The organism is Cellulophaga lytica DSM 7489 (assembly GCF_000190595.1).
GTDB classification, from domain to species: domain Bacteria; phylum Bacteroidota; class Bacteroidia; order Flavobacteriales; family Flavobacteriaceae; genus Cellulophaga; species Cellulophaga lytica.
The window spans coordinates 1,573,700-1,591,584 of sequence record NC_015167.1; the positions used below are offsets into that span (position 1 = coordinate 1,573,700).

Below are 17,885 nucleotides of genomic sequence, written 5' to 3' on the forward strand. Positions count from 1 at the left end.
TCAACCATAAATTATGTTAAAACACTTTTTAAGCCTTCAATGGAAGTCCTTTTTTAGGTCAGCCTCTTTTAAAACCAACTTGGCACTTAAAATATTTATGGGCTTTTTTGCACTTTATTTTATAGTTGCATTTCTATTTATGGGCGTTGGCTCTTATTATCTTATTGAAAAAGCAGAAATAGGTGATCCTTTAGAGGTGGTAAATAAATACATAATATACCTTTTTGTATTAGATTTACTAATAAGGTATATGATACAGAAAATGCCTGTTACCAACATTAAGCCTTTATTGTATTTACCTTTAAAAAAAGCACAAGTTGTAAATTACTCTTTAGGTAAAACAATTGCTTCCTTTTTTAATTGGGGTTATGCATTTTTCTTTTTGCCATTTTCTATTGTATTGCTAATAGAGGGCTATAATCCGCTTGGCGTTGTAGCTTGGCACTTTGGTATTTTTGCACTTATTTATTGTAGTAACTTTATTAATATTTTAGTTAATAATAAAGACAGTGTTTTTTACCCTGTAATAGCTGTTTTTATAGCTCTAGGAGCTTGTCAATACTTTGGTGTTTTTGATATTACTAACTACACAGCAACATTTTTTAACGGGCTATATAATGCGCCTTGGATGGCTATTTTGCCTTGGTTAGCCTTAATAGGTTTATACTTTGCAGCATTTAGCTATTTTAAAAAGAATATGTATTTAGATGCCGGCTTAAAAGGCAAACAAACTGTTGCTAAAACTGAAGATTTATCTTTCTTAAACAGATTTGGAAATACGGGAACATTTTTAAAGAATGATATTAAGTTAATAAAAAGAAATAAACGACCTAAAACAGCTGGCTTAATGAGCTTTTTGTTCTTGTTTTACGGACTATTATTTGGTTCTGGTGCAGTAGAAGTTTATGACGGACCAGTTTGGCAAATATTTGGTGGAATATTTGTTTCAGGCGGATTTTTATTCACATTTGGACAGTTTGTGCCAAGTTGGGATAGTGCGTACTATCAGTTAATGATGAGTCAGAATATAAAGTACAGAGACTACATAACCTCTAAATGGTATTTAATAGTAATTGCCACAGTAATTAGTGCTGTATTGGCATCATTTTACTTGTTTTTTGGTGTTAATGCATACTTAGCGGTATTGGTAGGTGCTATTTACAATATTGGTGTAAACTCGCACTTAGTGCTCTTAGGCGGTGCTTTTATAAAAATGCCAATAGACTTAACGTCTAATAAAAAAGCATTTGGAGACAAGCAGGCTTTTAATATGAAAACAATGTTATTGTCGCTTCCTAAATTAATATTGCCAATGGTAATTTTTGCTGCCGGATATTACTTTGTAAATGCAGCAACAGGTTACATACTTGTTGCAGCAGCAGGTGTTTTAGGAATGGCATTTAGGAATATAGTTTTTGATAAGATTGAGAAAATCTACAAAAAAGAGAAGTACAAAACTATACACGCATACAAACAAAAAGCATAAATAAGTAGCTCTGTTAAGAGTATAACCATAAAAAATAAAAAACCATGATAAAAGCACAGAACCTAACAAAAACATACGGCACAGCTACGGTTTTAAATATAGAAAATTTAGAAATTCCTAAAGGACAATGTTTTGGTCTTGTAGGTAATAACGGAGCAGGTAAAACAACTTTTTTTAGTTTGTTGTTAGACCTTATTCAGCCATCTACAGGGCAAATAATAAATAACAATGTACAAGTAAATACTAGTGAAGATTGGAAACCTTTTACTTCTGCATTTATAGATGAATCTTTTTTAATTGGCTACCTAACACCAGAAGAATATTTTTATTTTATTGGTGAGTTACGCGGACAAAATAAAGCAGATGTAGATAAACTAGTAAACAGTTTTGAAGACTTTTTCCATGGAGAAATACTAAATCAAAAAAAATATTTAAGAGATTTATCTAAAGGAAACCAGAAAAAAGCAGGTATTGTAGCCTCTTTTATTGGTAGTCCAGAGTTGGTAATTTTAGATGAACCTTTTGCAAATTTAGACCCAACAACACAAATAAGACTAAAAGGTATAATTAAAAATTTAGCTGCAAACCAAAATACAACGGTGCTGGTTTCTAGTCATGATCTAAGTCACGTTACAGAAGTTTGTGAGCGTATAGTTGTGTTAGATAAAGGTGAGCTTATAAAAGATATTAAAACATCTGCAGCTACATTAAAAGAATTAGAGGCTTTCTTTTCTGGAGCAGAGGCGCCAGATGCTGCAGTTGCTGTTTTTGAAGACGAAGAATAAATAGTTGCCGTAATTAAAAGGCGGCTTCATAAAAATAAAAGACCCATAAATTTGTATAAAAATTGATGGGTCTTTTTGGTTCACTAGCTTATCAAACCAAATAAATAAAAATAAATAGTAAATTTATGCACCCTAAACATAATAATACCGCGGTTTTTCTGTTTTGTTTAGGTAAGAATAGATACAATTTTGAAGCTTCAAACTAAAATTATAGGAACAGTAGTACTAGCAGCATTAGTCTTTAATGCCTGTTCTACTAAAAAGAACGCCTTTGTTAACAGAGAGTGGCACGCATTAAATACTAAATTTAATGTACTCTACAACGGTAATATTGCTTTTGAAAAAGGCAGAGAAGAATTAAATGCCAACTACAAAGATAATTATTGGGATTTATTACCAATAGAGCGTTTAGAAGTTACAGATGAAGTAAAATTAGATTCAGAAAATAACAACCCAAACTTTATTATTGCAGAGGAAAAAGCGACTAAAGCCATACAAAAACACAGTATGGTTATTAAAGATAGGGAGCGTAACCCGCAAACAGACGAGGCTTTTTTACTTTTAGGAAAAGCGCGTTATTTTGATCAGCGTTTTATTCCTGCTCAAGAGGCTTTTAACTATGTGCTTAAAAATTACATACAGAGTGATAAGTTTAACGAGGCGCGTATTTGGAGAGAAAAAACCAATGTGCGTTTAGAAAATGAAGAACTTGCCATTAAAAACTTAAAAAAACTTTTTAAGTACGACGATTTGTCTGACCAGGAATACGCAGATGCAAGAGCGGTAATGGCACAAGCATATATTAATTTAAATGCTCCAGATACTGCAATTCAGCAATTAAAAAGAGCATCAGTCTACACAAAAAAACAAGAAGAAAAAGGAAGGTATTATTTTATAATTGGGCAGTTGTACAATCAGCTTAACAAAAAAGATAGTGCCAATTATGCCTTTGATAAAATTATAGATTTAAACAGAAAATCTCCTCGTGTTTATTTTATTAATGCACACCTGCAAAAAATAATGAACACAACTGTTACTGCAGACAACAAAGAAGAAATGTTTGAGTATTTAACAGACTTAGAAGAAAATAGAGAAAACAGGCCGTTTTTAGATAAAATATACAGACAAAAAGCACAGTTTTTTTTAAATCAAGAACAAGATAGTTTGGCCTTAGTTTATTTTGATAAGTCTCTACGTGCTACCACAAACGATAATAAATTAAACGCACTTAATTATGAGAATTTAGGTGAGTATTATTTTGATAAAAACAAGTACAAGCAAGCAGGTGCCTATTTTGATAGTACACTTACAAATTTGGTAGAAACAAGTAAAAAACACCGTTTAATAAAAAAGAAATTAGACAATTTAGAAGATGTTGTAAAGTATGAAGATATTGTACAATATACAGATAGCGTTGTAACGCTTTACAATTTACCAAAAGAAAAGCAAGTGGCTTATTTTGAAAAATTTATTGAAGAAAAGAAAGCAAAAGAAGAAGCTGCAGCCAAAAAAGAAAAAGAGCGTCAAAACGCAGGTATAGCAGCTTTTGCGAATACCAAAGCAGGAAAGCAAAATAAAGGTAAATTCTATTTTTATAACATTACAAGTCTAGGTTACGGTAAAACCGATTTTAAAACTGCTTGGGGAACTCGTAAGTTAGAGGACAACTGGCGTTGGTCTAATAAAAATGTAGTGTTACAAACAAGTGATACAGATAGTGGTATTGCTGGTGCAGCAACTAATACTATTACCGAAGAGGGGCAAGAGTATAAGGTAAGTTATTATATGGATAAGTTGCCAACAAATATTGCTGTAATAGATAGTTTAAAAAAAGAGCGCAATTTTGCCAATTATCAATTAGGGTTAATTTATAAAGAAAAATTTAAAGAAAACCTTTTGGCAGCCGGCAAATTAGAATCGGTTTTAAAGTCTAACCCAGAGGAGCGTTTAATATTACCATCTAAGTATAATTTATATAAGATATATGAAGAGTCTGGTAGTAATTTAGCAGCTGCAATGAAACAAGATATTATTGCAAACCACCAAGGTTCTAGGTACGCAGAGGTGTTGTTAAACCCTCAGGCAATTTTGGAAGGTGGTGCAGATACGCCAAACGCCAGATATACAAAGTTGTATAAAATGTTTCAAAATCAGCAATATTTAGAGGTTATTACTGGTGCAGAAGAAAATATTAACAGATATACAGGAGACGAAATTGCGCCAAAGTTTGAGATGTTAAAGGCAATGGCAACCGGAAGAATAGAAGGTTTTGAAGCTTTTAAAGAAGCCTTAAATTATGTAGCGTTAAATTACCCAAACAACCCAGAGGGTAAAAGAGCTCAGGAAATGATTAAATATCAGATTCCACAATTAGAGAAATCAGATTTTGTAGATCAGTCAACTAATGCAAAAGGTACTTGGAAAGTGGTTTTCCCTTTTAGTAGAAACAATGATACAGCGGCAAATGAGTTGTATAAACTACTAAATAAATCTGTGGAAGATTTAAAATATAAAAATAAAGTATCTAAAGATATATACAATTTAGAGCAGCAATTTGTAGTGGTACACGGGTTTGCATCAGAAGAATTTGCTTTAGGATATGCAGAATTATTAAAAAATAATAAAGATTACAAGGTTGGTCATCAGAATTTTGTAATTTTATCCAACAACTACAAAGTTGTGCAAGTACACAAAAAATTAAACGAGTATAAAAAAACACTATTAATCCCAAAACCGTAATAAGAGTATGTTTTCAGACAAGAATAAACCTAGAGATGTTGTAGATATGGGCGGCCAGCCTAACAGAATTGGAAAAAACACCAAAATTAAAGGTGATATAGTTTCAGAAGCCGATTTTAGAATTGACGGTAAGTTAGATGGTAACGTAAAAACATCTGGTAAGGTAGTTATTGGCAAAGATGGCTACATTCACGGAAAGGTAGAGTGTGTAAATGCAGACATAGAAGGCGGTTTTAACGGTGAGTTATTAGTATCTGATTTGTTATCATTAAAATCTTCAGCAGTAATAGAAGGTACAGTTTCTGTTTCTAAGCTTGCTGTAGAGCCAGGTGCTACTTTTAATGCATCATGTGTTATGGGAGGTAAAAATGGAGCCTTATCTGGCGCTAAACAAGCTTCAGCTGGTGGAACTTCCAAAGCTTCCTAATAACAATAAGCCAAACCACTTAAAAAATGCCGCAATGCTATCTGGTATTGCTTTTCAAATGGGAGCTATAATATACTTAGCTCATAAAGGAGGTATGTGGTTGGATGGCTATTATAACATCAAAAACGAAATTTTTACTATAATTGCTACACTTTCTGGTGTAGCAATTTCTATTTTTGCGGTAGTTACACAATTAAAAAAAATTAAATTCTAATGGCAAACCATAAGTTGCTTATCTATTTTTTTATCACAATTCTTATTTCTTTAGCGGTAGCTTTTGGTGTTCATCTGTTGGTACTAGATGATATGCAAAAACCTTTATTTGATAATAAAATTGTGCTTTCTTATGTTATTAATTTTGTGCTGGTAACTGCTATATTCACAATTATTTACCTGTTAAGAAATCAGTTTAAAACACAATTAGGTATATTTTTTATAGTAGGTAGTGCTATAAAATTTCTTTTCTTTTTTATGCTTTTTTACCCATCTTTTAATGCAGATGACAATATTAACTTAACAGAATTTGCTTCATTTTTTGTCCCGTACAGTATATGTTTGCTGATAGAGACGTTTTTTATTGCTAAAGTGCTCAAAAACTTAGATTAACGTTTTAAAATGATGCGGTTTTTGGTTGGTGTTAAAATAATCAAAAAAAGGTTTTTTTCTTTTTGACAGAAAAGCGTACATTTGCACCGATTTTTAGAGACCGATATTTTTTGAGCAATATGCGAAATACATTTTTTAGTAAAATTATTTTAGTCACGGCACTTGTGTTTAGTTTGGGTTCTTTTGCGAACGACAACAATGAGCCACAAGAAAATGATTCACAAGTAAATAGTAGCGAAGAGATTCAGGCTTACATTAGCCATCACTTAGCAGATTCACACGACTTCACTTTGTATTCGTATACAAACGATGCGGGAGAGCGTAAACATGTTGGTTTTCCGTTGCCAGTTATTGTTTGGACAAGTCAAGGTCTTAAGACGTTTATGTCTTCAGAATTTCACCATAATGATGATGGTCATGTTGTTGTTGATAAGGATGGTGTTAAGTTAACCAAAATTCACAGTAAAATATATGAGTTAGAAGAAGGTGCTACAGCAGTTTCTTTTGACGAGGAGCACCATGCTACAAATGCACATAAAGTTTGGGATTTTTCAATTACCAAAACAGTTGTGGGTATTTTGTTGGCAGGTTTATTAATGCTTTGGGGCTTTAGCTCATTAGCTAGAGGGTATAAAAAGAGCCCAATTCCAACAGGTTTTGGTCGTGTTTTAGAGCCACTAGTATTATATGTAAGAGATGAAATTGCAAGACCAAATATTGGTGAAAAGCACTACCGTAAGTTTATGGGCTTTTTATTAACGGTATTCTTTTTTATCTGGATATTAAACTTGTTAGGTTTAACTCCAATAGGTTTTAATGTTACAGGACAAATAGCGGTAACAGTTTGTTTGGCTTTATTTACATTTTTTATTGTACAATTTAACGGTAATAAAGATTACTGGAAACATATTTTCTGGATGCCTGGTGTTCCAGTTTTAATGAAAATAGCTTTAATTCCAATAGAGGTGTTGGGTATGTTAACAAAGCCATTTTCTTTATTAATTCGTTTATTTGCTAACATTACTGCTGGTCACGCCGTAGTTATGGGCTTAGTAGCTGTAACATTTACAGCAAGAGAAGCTTTAGGTGTTGGTGGTAGTTTAGGTGTATCATTCTTTTTAACGTTATTCATTTCTTTAATAGAAATTTTAGTAGCGTTTTTACAGGCCTTTATTTTTACAATGTTGTCTTCATTGTTTATTGGTATGGCTGTAGAAGAGCATGATCACCATTAATTTTAGTTTGAAATAAGAGTTTGTTTAATTTAATATAAATCAATTACTATGTACAATTTAATTGGAGCAGGATTAATCGTTATCGGAGGTGGTATCGGTTTAGGTCAAATCGGTGGTAAAGCAATGGAAGGTATTGCTCGTCAACCTGAGGCAGCTGGAAAAATCCAAACAGCAATGATTATTATCGGAGCATTATTAGAAGGTTTAGCTTTCGGTGCTTTGATCTTAGGAAAAGCTTAAGGACAAAAACAACAATCGCATTCCTGTAACGGTTGGTTACAGGATGTGTTTGTAATTAAACAAAAAACAAAAAGAATATAATTTATATTTTATAATGGATCAGTTATTAAACGATTTTTCGCCTGGGTTGTTTTTCATGTTACTAATAATTTTATTAGTACTTATCTTCTTAATGGTTAAGTTTGCATGGAAACCAATAATGAACGCTTTAAATGAAAGAGAAGACGGTATTAAAAGCGCTTTAGAAGAGGCAGAAAATGCACGTAAAGAAATGCAAAATTTGCAAGCAGATAACGAAAGGTTATTGCAAGAAGCACGTGCAGAACGTGATGCTATGTTAAAAGAAGCTCGCGAAATAAAAGAAAAAATTGTTGCAGATGCAAAAGAGCAGTCTATTATAGAAGGCGATAAAATAATTGCACAGGCACAAGCTACTATAGAAAGTGAAAAGAACGCAGCAGTAGCAGATATTAAAAACCAAGTAGCTAACTTATCTGTGCAAATAGCAGAGAAAGTTATTAAGGAGCAATTGTCTAACAATGACAAGCAACTTAAATTGGTTGAAGATATGGTAGGCGATATTAAGCTAAACTAATAAGAGAAAATGAACGAGTCTAGAGCAGCTATTAGATACGCAAAAGCCATTTTAAACCAAGCGGTTGAAAGTAAGGCTACAGATGCAGTTGAAAAAGATATGCATTCTGTTGTACAAACAATTTCTGACAGCAAGGAACTTCAAGACGTATTGGCTAGTCCAATAATTAAAGGAGATGTAAAAAAGAATGCTTTGCTAGCTGTTTTTACAGGAAGTCATAGTATTTCAGAAGGACTTATTTCTTTGCTTGTAGATAATAAAAGAGTATCACTTTTAAAAGATGTTGCTCAGCACTATATTGTTTTAAACGAAAAGCTTAAAGGAGAAGAAACAGCGGTAGTAACAACTGCAGTTGCCTTAACTAAAGATTTAGAAGCAAAAGTTTTAGAACAGTTAACAAAATTAACCGGTAAAAAAGTGTCAATAACAAATGTTATAGATGAAAGCATTATTGGTGGTTTTGTATTAAGAATTGGCGATTTGCAATACAATGCAAGTGTAGCTAATAAATTAAATAGTTTAAAAAGAGAATTTTCAAACAGTCTATAGTCTTTGGTTTACACTACGGACTTTGTAAATATTAATTAAAACAACATGGCAGGAGTAAAAGCCGCTGAAGTATCAGCAATTTTAAAGCAACAGTTATCAGGATTTGACGCTAGCGCATCTTTAGATGAAGTAGGGTCAGTATTACAAGTAGGTGATGGTATTGTACGCGCTTACGGATTAGCTAACGCTCAATACGGAGAGTTAGTAGAATTTGAAGGTGGTTTAGAAGGTATAGTACTTAACTTAGAAGAAGATAACGTTGGTATTGTATTATTAGGTGGTTCTAAAGGAGTTAAAGAAGGCTCTACTGTAAAACGTACAAACCGTATTGCATCTGTAAAAGTAGGTGAAGGTATTGTTGGTCGTGTTGTAGATACTTTAGGTAACCCAATAGATGGTAAAGGACCAATTGCTGGAGAAACTTATGAAATGCCATTAGAGCGTAAAGCTCCAGGTGTTGTATATCGTGAGCCAGTTACAGAGCCATTACAAACAGGTATTAAAGCAATTGATGCTATGATTCCAGTTGGTAGAGGTCAGCGTGAGTTGGTAATTGGAGATAGACAAACTGGTAAAACTACTGTTTGTATTGATGCTATATTAAATCAAAAAGAATTTTACGATGCAGGTAATCCTGTATATTGTATATATGTTGCTGTAGGTCAAAAGGCTTCTACAGTAGCTTTAATTGCTAAAACATTAGAAGAAAAAGGTGCTTTAGCTTACACAACAATAGTAGCTGCAAATGCATCAGATCCTGCTGCAATGCAAGTTTATGCTCCTTTTACAGGTGCTTCTATTGGTGAGTACTTTAGAGATACTGGTAGACCAGCTTTAATTGTTTTTGATGATTTATCTAAACAAGCAGTTGCTTACCGTGAGGTGTCTTTATTATTACGTCGTCCTCCAGGACGTGAGGCGTACCCTGGTGATGTATTCTACCTACACTCTAGATTGTTAGAGCGTTCTGCAAGAGTTATTAATGATGATAGCATTGCTAAGGATATGAATGATTTACCAGAGTCTTTAAAGCCAATGGTAAAAGGTGGTGGTTCTTTAACTGCATTACCAATTATTGAAACTCAGGCTGGTGACGTTTCTGCATATATCCCAACAAACGTAATTTCTATTACAGACGGACAAATTTTCTTAGATGGAGATTTATTTAACTCTGGTGTACGTCCGGCAATTAACGTAGGTATCTCTGTATCTCGTGTTGGTGGTTCTGCACAAATTAAATCTATGAAAAAAGTATCTGGTACTTTAAAACTAGATCAGGCTCAGTATCGTGAGTTAGAAGCGTTTGCTAAGTTTGGTTCAGATTTAGATGCATCTACATTAAACGTTATTGAAAAAGGTAAGCGTAACGTTGAGATCTTAAAGCAAGCTCAAAACGATCCTTACACTGTAGAAGATCAAGTAGCTGTTATTTATGCAGGTTCTAAAAACTTATTAAAAAACGTACCAGTAGAAAAGGTTAAAGAATTTGAAGCGGAATATGTAGAGTTTTTAAATGCTAAACACAGAGACGTTTTAGATACCTTAAAAGCAGGTAAATTAACTGACGAGGTTACAGATACTTTAGTAGCTGTATGTAAAGACCTTTCGGCAAAATATAAAGCATAATCCCCTTCTTAATTTCTTGTCAAGAGACAATAAAAAAAAGGGAATTTTAATTAGACTAATCAATCCCTCTCCTTTTGGAGAGGTTAGGAGAGGAAAAAATGGCAAACTTAAAAGAAATACGTAATAGAATAGCATCAGTATCTTCAACTATGCAGATTACCAGCGCAATGAAAATGGTATCTGCAGCAAAGTTAAAGAAGGCACAAGATGCAATTACTGCAATGAGGCCTTATTCTGATAAATTAACTGAGCTTTTACAAAGTTTAAGTGCTAATTTAGATGCGGATTCTGGTAGTAAGTTTTCTGAAGAAAGAGAAATTAATAAAGTTTTAATAGTTTCCATAACTTCTAATCGTGGTTTATGTGGTGCTTTTAACTCTAACATTCTTAAGCAAAGTGTTTCTTTAGCAGAAAACACATATGCAGGTAAAGAAGTAGAATTTCTTGCAATAGGGAAAAAATCTAACGATTTTCTTTCTAAAAACTATAATGTAATTGCTAACCATAGTGCGGTTTATGACGATTTAACTTTTGATAATATAGCTGCAATTGCAGAAGATTTAATGGAGTTATTTGTTAACGGTACTTATGATAAGATTGATGTTGTTTACAACAAGTTTAAAAATGCAGCAACGCAAATTGTAATGACAGAGCAGTTTTTACCAATTGTAGCAGCTGTATCAGAAAACGAAACTAGTAACAACAACAATACAGATTATATTTATGATCCTTCTGAAAAAGAAATTGTTGAGCAACTAATTCCTAAGTCTTTAAAAACACAATTATACAAAGGTGTTAGAGATTCTTTTGCTAGTGAGCACGGTGCACGTATGACGGCTATGCACAAAGCAACAGATAATGCAACAGAGCTTAGAGATCAGTTAAAATTAACGTATAACAAAGCAAGACAAGCAGCTATTACTAATGAAATATTAGAAATTGTTGGTGGTGCAGAAGCGTTAAATAACTAAAAATTAGTTTACTGTAGTCTATATATTAAATAAATTTATGATGTAAGTCTGATTTATTACGTAACTAGACGAATAATATAAATTAAAACCTCACTTCTGGTGAGGTTTTTGTTTTTTTGAAATCTTTTAAAAGAAATACTTGGCATTAAATTTGTCATTGTATCTTTATAAATATCAAAACACCCCCATTATGAAAAATTCAATCTTTAGTATACTTGTAGTTTTAGGAATGTTAACGAGCTGTTCTTCTCAAAAGAATTTAGTTGATTCTGCTCCTTTTGAAATAGGAACCGCATATTGCCAAGATTGGTATGGCGGTAAAGAACAATCTGGTGCTGGTGTAGAATTAAAAATTCCTGTAGCTAACTTAGATGGTTACAGAGTTAACTCTATATATTTTAGAGAACAACAATCTTATGTGAAAATAAAAGATGAAGATGGGCAAAAATTTGTTGTAGCAACAATGGTAGCTAAAAAAGCTATGCCGCCTAAAGATATGGTTGTGCATGCAGACCCAAAAAAGGAAGTAGGTAATAAACCAGTAACAAAACAATTGCAAAAAGACTTTCCGTTTGAGTTGGCTTATGACGAAGCTGTTTTAAGCTATTATAGAGGCGATGTAATAAACTATGTTAAAATAACTGGTATAAAGCATAAGCAGGCTATAATTTATCCTTCTAGGTCTAAAGAGTAAGACTTTGTTTACTAGGGTATAAATAACTACTTTTAAACTCTAATTAAACGCTATTGAATCCTTTTAAAAAACTTTTTAAGCAAACCTTTGTGTATGGCTTGGCAACGGTGTTGCCAAGAATGCTGTCTTTTCTTTTGGTGCGTGTGTATACAGACGTAATGGATCCAGATCTTTATGGTCAGGTTTCTGTTATTTTTGCTTGGTTTGCAATTTTTAACGTGTTTTTGGCTTATGGTATGGAGACAGCCTTTTTTAGGTTCTACCATAAATCTGAGGATAAAGAAAAGGTAATTTCGACATCACTTATTTCCATAGCTGTTTCTACCTTAACTTTTTTTGTAGTTGCATTAATATTAAAAAATCCTTTAGCTAGTTTTGCAGGTATACGGGAAGAGTTTATTTCTTATGCAATTTTTATACTAGTTTTAGATGCTTTAGTAATTATTCCTTTTGCATGGCTTAGAGCCACAGAAAAGCCAATGAAATATGCAGTTATTAAAATTGTAAATATTTGTATCAATCTTGGTTTAAATCTCTTTTTCTTATTGTTGTTACCAAAGCTAGTTGTTGGTAATGCAGATTCTGTTTTTGCATCAATCTATAAAGAAGACTTTCAAATTTCATATATATTTATATCAAACTTAATTGCTAGCGGAGTCACATTAGTTTTAATGTTGGGTTTATATCTTAAAAGCAAATATGTTTTTGATAAAGTACTGTGGCGCTCTATGATGAAATATGCTGGACCTGTTTTATTAGCTGGTATAGCGTTTACAATTAATGAGGTTTTTGATAAGATTTTATTAGAATGGCTTTTGCCAGCAAACATAGCCGAATCTGAGGTTGGTAAATATGCTGCTTGTTACAAATTGGCTTTGTTTATGACTCTCTTTGCTACAGCATTTAGAATGGGAATAGAACCCTTCTTTTTTAGTCACTCTAATGCTAAAAACCCTCAAAAAGCATATGCCCAAATTACCAATTACTTTGTAATATTAGGTAGTGTAATTTTATTGGGTGTAGTAGTTTTTGCTGATGTGCTAAAATTATTATTTGTAGATAACTCCGAGTATTGGGAGGCTATGAAAATAGTGCCCTTAATTGTATTAGCAAACTTCTTTTTAGGAATTTACCATAATCTATCTGTTTGGTATAAGGTTACAGATAAAACACGTTACGGTGCTTTTATATCTGTAATTGGAGCCGTTGTAACTATAGTTGTTAATGTAGCACTTATACCTACATTAAGTTACATGGCTTCTGCTATTGCAACAGTTTTAGCTTATGGTACTATGATGGGGCTTTCTTATTGGTATGGTAAAAAAAATTATCCTATACCCTACAATATGCGTAAAATAGTTTTTTACTTTAGCTTATCTGTGGTATTGTCAATTTTGTCTTTTTACGTTTTTGACAGAAACCTATGGGTGGGTTGTGCATTACTACTCTTATTTGTAGGCTTAGTGTATAAAATGGAAAATGAAGTATTAAGAAAAATAATAAAGAAAAAATGACAATTAAAATAATTAATAAATCGGCACACGAAACTCCTAGTTATGAAACTTTGGCTTCAGCAGGAATGGACTTAAGAGCCAATATTTTAGAGTCTATTACGTTAAAACCTCTAGAAAGAGCTATTATAAAAACCGGACTTTTTATAGAGTTGCCTGTTGGTTATGAGGCTCAAGTTCGCCCAAGAAGTGGTCTGGCAGCTAAAAAAGGTGTTACTGTTTTAAATGCGCCAGGTACAATAGACGCAGATTACAGAGGAGAAATAGGTGTAATTTTAGTAAACCTGTCTAATGAAGATTTTAAAGTTGAAAACGGTGAACGTATTGCGCAATTAGTTATTGCAAAGCATGAGAGAGCAGAGTGGATAGAGGTAAATGAGTTGTCTGAAACAGAAAGAGGCGAAGGCGGCTTTGGTAGTACCGGCACTAAGTAAAAAATAATATAAACATAAACCATTATTAATATGAGCACATTAATTTGTGCTTAGATTTAAAAAAAGAAAAAAATGAAAATTATAGTTCCAATGGCGGGCAGAGGTTCTCGTCTTAGACCACATACATTAACAGTTCCTAAGCCATTAATACCAATAGCAGGTAAACCAATTGTGCATCGCCTGGTTAGTGATATTGCTAAAGTTTTAGATGAACCAATTGAAGAGGTAGCCTTCATTTTAGGAGACCCGGCTTTTTTTGGTGATGATGTTATTGCTAGTTTAAAAGAATTAGCAGAGAGTTTAGGAGCAAAAGCATCTATTTACAGGCAAGACCAACCTTTAGGTACAGGGCACGCTATAATGTGTGCTAAAGACTCTTTAAGTGGGCCAGCTGTAATTGCTTATGCAGATACATTAATTAGAGCAGATTTTGATTTAGATAAAACTGCTGATAGTGTTATTTGGGTAAAACAGGTAGAAAAGCCTGAAGCTTTTGGTGTTGTTAAACTAAATGATAAAAACGAAATTACAGAGCTAGTTGAAAAACCAGAGCAATTTGTGTCTGACCTAGCTGTAATTGGTATTTATTACTTTAAGGATGTTGCCGTTCTAAAAGATGAATTGCAGCACGTTTTAGACAATAACATTATTAATGGTGGAGAATACCAAATTAATGATGGTATTAAGCAGATGATGCAAAAGGGTAAAAAGTTTGTTTCTGGTAAGGTTGATGAATGGATGGACTGTGGAAATAAAAATGTTACCGTAGAAACCAATATGCGTATGCTTGGCTTTTTAGAAAAAGATGGTGAAGCATTAGTTTCTAAATCTGTTACATTAGAAAATGCTAATATTATAGAGCCTTGCTACATAGGAGAAAACGTAGTGCTTAAAAACACCACTGTTGGTCCTTATGTATCTGTAGGGGATAATACAGCTATAGAAAACTCAACAATAAAAAATAGCTTAATACAAACCAATAGCAAAATTGAAAATGCAAATTTAGATAATGCAATGGTTGGTAACCACGTAAAATACAATGGCAATTATGAGACAATTAGCATTGGAGATTACTCGGTTTTAGAATAAAAACAATTATAAAACTGCATTTTAACCCCGTAAAATTACCTTTTATGGGGTTTTTTTATGTTTTTTACACCTCTAAAATGTTATAATTCACCTACAAAACTCCTGTTTTTCACAACAATACAGCTTTCAAATTGTTACATACCAGCTATTTATGTGTTAATTTGCATATGAACATCAAATCATAAATGTTTAATTATGCACACTAACCCCCAAATAAAACCTACTTACAAACATATTATTTACTTAATTTTATGTTTTTCATTATTACAATTAAATGCGCAAAACTTAGTTAAAAACCCAAGTTTTGAGTCTTCTAAAAAGTGTAGTAAAAAACCAGGAAACTTTGAAAAAGATGTCTTGGAATGGCGTACACCATCTGATGGTAGTACAGACTATTATAGTGACTGTAGCCCAGAAATGAGCACAAATCATAACTTTATAGGCAGACAGCAAGTTTATCATGGTAAGGCTTTTGCTGGTTTTTATATGCTAGGCCCAGATAATTACAGAGAGTACATTACTGGTGTTTTAACGCAAACACTTGTAAAAGGCAAAAGATATAAAGTGTCTTTTATGGTAAGCTTGGCAGATAAAGCTGGTTTAGCTGTAGATGAATTTCAAATTTTATTTACCGAAAAATCTCCTAAATGGAGTACTAAAAAAAGTATTGCTATAGACTATGTAAATAACTCAGAAGAAATTAGGTTGTTAAAAGTTAGGTCTGCTGCTGGTTTTTCTAACAAAAGAACTTGGACAAACGTCTCTACAACTTTTGTAGCCAACGGTACAGAAACTTTTGTTACACTTGGTAATTTTAAAAGAGATAAAAGAACCAGAACTAAGGTTACTAATGACAGGCTTCGTAAAGCATCATACTACTACATAGATCAGGTATCTGTTGTAGAAGATGAGGGTATTAATTTAGATGAAATATATGTTATTAAAGACTTGCTATTTACATCTGATAGTTATGTGATTAATAAAGAAGCTAAAGGGCAATTAAGGGAGTTGGTAAGGCATTTAAAAAGAAATCCAAGACTTAATGTTACCATTTATGGGCATTCTGACAACGAAGGAGATGCTAAATACAACAAACTATTGTCTTTAAACAGAGCAAAATCTGTAGGTGAATTTTTATTGGATAATGGTTTAACTTTTGACCGTATTAAATGGCAAGGATATGGAGATGAAATTCCTTTGGCAACTAATAACAGTGAAACAGGAAGATTAAAAAACAGAAGGGTTGAGTTTGTGGTTTCAGAAAGTAAGTACAATACTTACGCAAACAATGGTTTTGAAGAAGATAAAGAGTAAAAAATGCTAATTATACTATAAAAAAACCTCTTCTTAACAAGAAGAGGTTTTTACTATTAAAACAAATTGTAATGCTATTTTGCTTGCATTAATTCTTCAATTTCATCTGCTTCTATAGGAATGTTGGCCATTAAGTTAAACGGCTCTCCATTTTCTTGTATTACAACATCATCCTCTAACCTAATACCTAAGTTTTCATTAGGTATGTAAATACCAGGCTCTACTGTAAATACCATATTTGCTTTCATTGGAGTTTTTAATTCTCCGTAATCATGTGTATTTAAACCAATGTGGTGGCTAGTACCGTGCATAAAGTATTTTTTGTATGCAGGCCAGTTTTTATCTTCATTTTGTACATCTGCTTTGTCTAATAAACCAAGGCCTAATAACTCACTGGTCATTAATTTACCAACTTCCTTATGGTATTCTGCCCAAAGTGTTCCAGGAACAAGCATTTTTGTAGCATCATTTTTAACACGTAAAACCGCGTTATAAACCTCTTTTTGTCTTTTTGTAAACTTACCGCTTACAGGTATACTTCTACTTAAGTCACTAGAGTAGTTTGCGTATTCTGCAGCAACATCCATAAGTATAACATCACCATCTTTACATTGTTGGTTGTTTTCTATGTAGTGTAATACGTTTGCATTGGCGCCAGAAGCAATAATTGGTGTATAAGCAAAACCTTTAGAGCGGTTACGTATAAACTCGTGCAGTAATTCTGCTTCAATTTCATACTCCCAAACACCAGGTTTAACAAAGCTTAATAAACGTCTAAAGCCTTTTTCTGTGATATTACAAGCTTCTTGCATCAATGCCAATTCTTCAGGCTCTTTTACGCCTCTAATATTTTGCATTATGGTAAAGCTTTTTGCCCATTGGTGTGCAGGGTAATCTGCTTTGCATTTTTTTATAAATCGGTCTTCCCTTGTTTCTGTTTCTACAGCTTGTCTATAGTGCTCGTTAGTGTCAAAGTAAACAGTTTCTGCCTCGGTCATTACATCAAAGAAAACTTTGTCAAAATCAGACAACCAATATACAGTTTCTATTCCAGAAACTTCTGTGGCGCGCTCTTTGGTAAGTTTTTCCCCTTCCCAAACAGCAATATGTTCATTGGTTTCGCGTACAAATAAAATTTCTTTGTGTTTAGGATCTAGTGCATCAGGAAAAAGAATCAAAATAGTTTCTTCTTGGTCTGCACCCGATAGGTAAAAAATATTTCTATTTTGCTCAAAAGGCATTGTGCTATCTGCGCCAATAGGGTATATGTCATTAGAATTAAAAACAGCAACACTCTTAGGCTTCATTTGAGCCATAAACTTTTTGCGGTTTTTTACGAATAATTTAGAATCGATTTGATTGTACTTCATTTCTTAATTTTTCAGTTGTTATAATGAAATTTCAGAGGCAAAATCGCATAAAATTTCAAGATGTAACCAAAAGTAATGAATATCTATTTTGATGCATAAGAAAACATATCTTTTAGTCTCTTTTTAACGTATTTGGGGCATCAAATAACAAACAAATAAATGTGTTTATACATGTGGTAAAAAATTATTTTGGCATAACACCCTTTATTTATAA

18 protein-coding genes are annotated in these 17,885 nt (G+C 32.8%); 17 read left to right on the forward strand and 1 reads right to left on the reverse strand.

Features of this window, described 5'->3' with window-relative positions:
- Window positions 1-13: 13 nt before the first annotated feature.
- The 17 genes from CELLY_RS06950 to CELLY_RS16670 all read left to right on the forward strand — a co-directional run bounded on the left by CELLY_RS06950 (window position 14) and on the right by CELLY_RS16670 (window position 16,301).
- A complete protein-coding gene (locus tag CELLY_RS06950; protein ID WP_013620954.1) occupies window positions 14-1,486 on the forward strand; it encodes a DUF5687 family protein in 1,473 nt (490 codons plus the stop codon).
- Between the two features lie 44 nt (window positions 1,487-1,530).
- Window positions 1,531-2,271 carry an ABC transporter ATP-binding protein gene (locus CELLY_RS06955; RefSeq protein ID WP_013620955.1) on the forward strand — a complete coding sequence of 247 codons (741 nt, stop codon included), beginning with the start codon at window positions 1,531-1,533 and terminating at the stop codon, window positions 2,269-2,271.
- A gap of 189 nt (window positions 2,272-2,460) precedes the next feature.
- Window positions 2,461-5,010, forward strand: a complete 2,550-nt coding sequence (gene porW, locus CELLY_RS06960; RefSeq protein ID WP_013620956.1) for a type IX secretion system periplasmic lipoprotein PorW/SprE — start codon at window positions 2,461-2,463, stop codon at window positions 5,008-5,010.
- A 7-nt stretch (window positions 5,011-5,017) separates the two neighbouring features.
- Entirely contained in the window at window positions 5,018-5,437 is a 420-nt protein-coding gene (locus CELLY_RS06965; protein WP_013620957.1) for a bactofilin family protein, read from the forward strand.
- Window positions 5,415-5,651: an AtpZ/AtpI family protein gene (locus CELLY_RS06970; protein ID WP_244847094.1), complete on the forward strand. Its 237-nt coding sequence runs from the start codon at window positions 5,415-5,417 to the stop codon at window positions 5,649-5,651. Before CELLY_RS06965 ends, CELLY_RS06970 begins: the two co-directional genes overlap by 23 nt.
- The gene (locus CELLY_RS06975) at window positions 5,651-6,043 is read left to right on the forward strand and encodes a DUF6168 family protein (RefSeq protein WP_013620959.1); all 393 of its coding nucleotides are present in this window, start codon (window positions 5,651-5,653) and stop codon (window positions 6,041-6,043) included. The genes CELLY_RS06970 and CELLY_RS06975 overlap by 1 nt, the downstream gene beginning before the upstream one ends.
- A gap of 119 nt (window positions 6,044-6,162) precedes the next feature.
- Window positions 6,163-7,278: a F0F1 ATP synthase subunit A gene (atpB, locus tag CELLY_RS06980; RefSeq protein ID WP_013620960.1), complete on the forward strand. Its 1,116-nt coding sequence runs from the start codon at window positions 6,163-6,165 to the stop codon at window positions 7,276-7,278.
- 48 nt (window positions 7,279-7,326) lie between these two features.
- Window positions 7,327-7,518, forward strand: coding sequence for an ATP synthase F0 subunit C (gene atpE, locus CELLY_RS06985; protein WP_013620961.1), 192 nt, complete (start codon window positions 7,327-7,329; stop codon window positions 7,516-7,518).
- 94 nt (window positions 7,519-7,612) lie between these two features.
- Complete coding sequence (locus tag CELLY_RS06990; protein WP_013620962.1) at window positions 7,613-8,113, forward strand: F0F1 ATP synthase subunit B; 501 nt, start codon at window positions 7,613-7,615, stop codon at window positions 8,111-8,113.
- 9 nt (window positions 8,114-8,122) lie between these two features.
- Window positions 8,123-8,662, forward strand: coding sequence for an ATP synthase F1 subunit delta (atpH, locus tag CELLY_RS06995; protein ID WP_013620963.1), 540 nt, complete (start codon window positions 8,123-8,125; stop codon window positions 8,660-8,662).
- Between the two features lie 45 nt (window positions 8,663-8,707).
- On the forward strand, window positions 8,708-10,288 hold the full coding sequence (atpA, locus tag CELLY_RS07000; protein ID WP_013620964.1) for a F0F1 ATP synthase subunit alpha: 1,581 nt from the start codon (window positions 8,708-8,710) through the stop codon (window positions 10,286-10,288).
- Between the two features lie 98 nt (window positions 10,289-10,386).
- Window positions 10,387-11,259, forward strand: coding sequence for an ATP synthase F1 subunit gamma (gene atpG, locus CELLY_RS07005; RefSeq protein WP_034644331.1), 873 nt, complete (start codon window positions 10,387-10,389; stop codon window positions 11,257-11,259).
- 190 nt (window positions 11,260-11,449) lie between these two features.
- On the forward strand, window positions 11,450-11,953 hold the full coding sequence (locus CELLY_RS16665) for a hypothetical protein (protein ID WP_013620966.1): 504 nt from the start codon (window positions 11,450-11,452) through the stop codon (window positions 11,951-11,953).
- A gap of 53 nt (window positions 11,954-12,006) precedes the next feature.
- A complete protein-coding gene (locus CELLY_RS07015) occupies window positions 12,007-13,467 on the forward strand; it encodes an oligosaccharide flippase family protein (protein WP_013620967.1) in 1,461 nt (486 codons plus the stop codon).
- Window positions 13,464-13,898, forward strand: coding sequence for a dUTP diphosphatase (gene dut, locus CELLY_RS07020; protein WP_013620968.1), 435 nt, complete (start codon window positions 13,464-13,466; stop codon window positions 13,896-13,898). Before CELLY_RS07015 ends, dut begins: the two co-directional genes overlap by 4 nt.
- Before the next feature lie 72 nt (window positions 13,899-13,970).
- A complete protein-coding gene (locus tag CELLY_RS07025; RefSeq protein WP_013620969.1) occupies window positions 13,971-14,987 on the forward strand; it encodes a sugar phosphate nucleotidyltransferase in 1,017 nt (338 codons plus the stop codon).
- A gap of 195 nt (window positions 14,988-15,182) precedes the next feature.
- Window positions 15,183-16,301 (forward strand): OmpA family protein, encoded by a 1,119-nt coding sequence (locus tag CELLY_RS16670; RefSeq protein ID WP_013620970.1) that lies wholly within the window; start codon window positions 15,183-15,185, stop codon window positions 16,299-16,301.
- Window positions 16,302-16,375: 74 nt separating this feature from the next.
- Here the strand turns inward: CELLY_RS16670 and CELLY_RS07035 are convergent, their stop codons facing one another.
- Window positions 16,376-17,671 carry an aminopeptidase P family protein gene (locus CELLY_RS07035; protein ID WP_013620971.1) on the reverse strand — a complete coding sequence of 432 codons (1,296 nt, stop codon included), beginning with the start codon at window positions 17,669-17,671 and terminating at the stop codon, window positions 16,376-16,378.
- Window positions 17,672-17,885 lie beyond the last annotated feature (214 nt).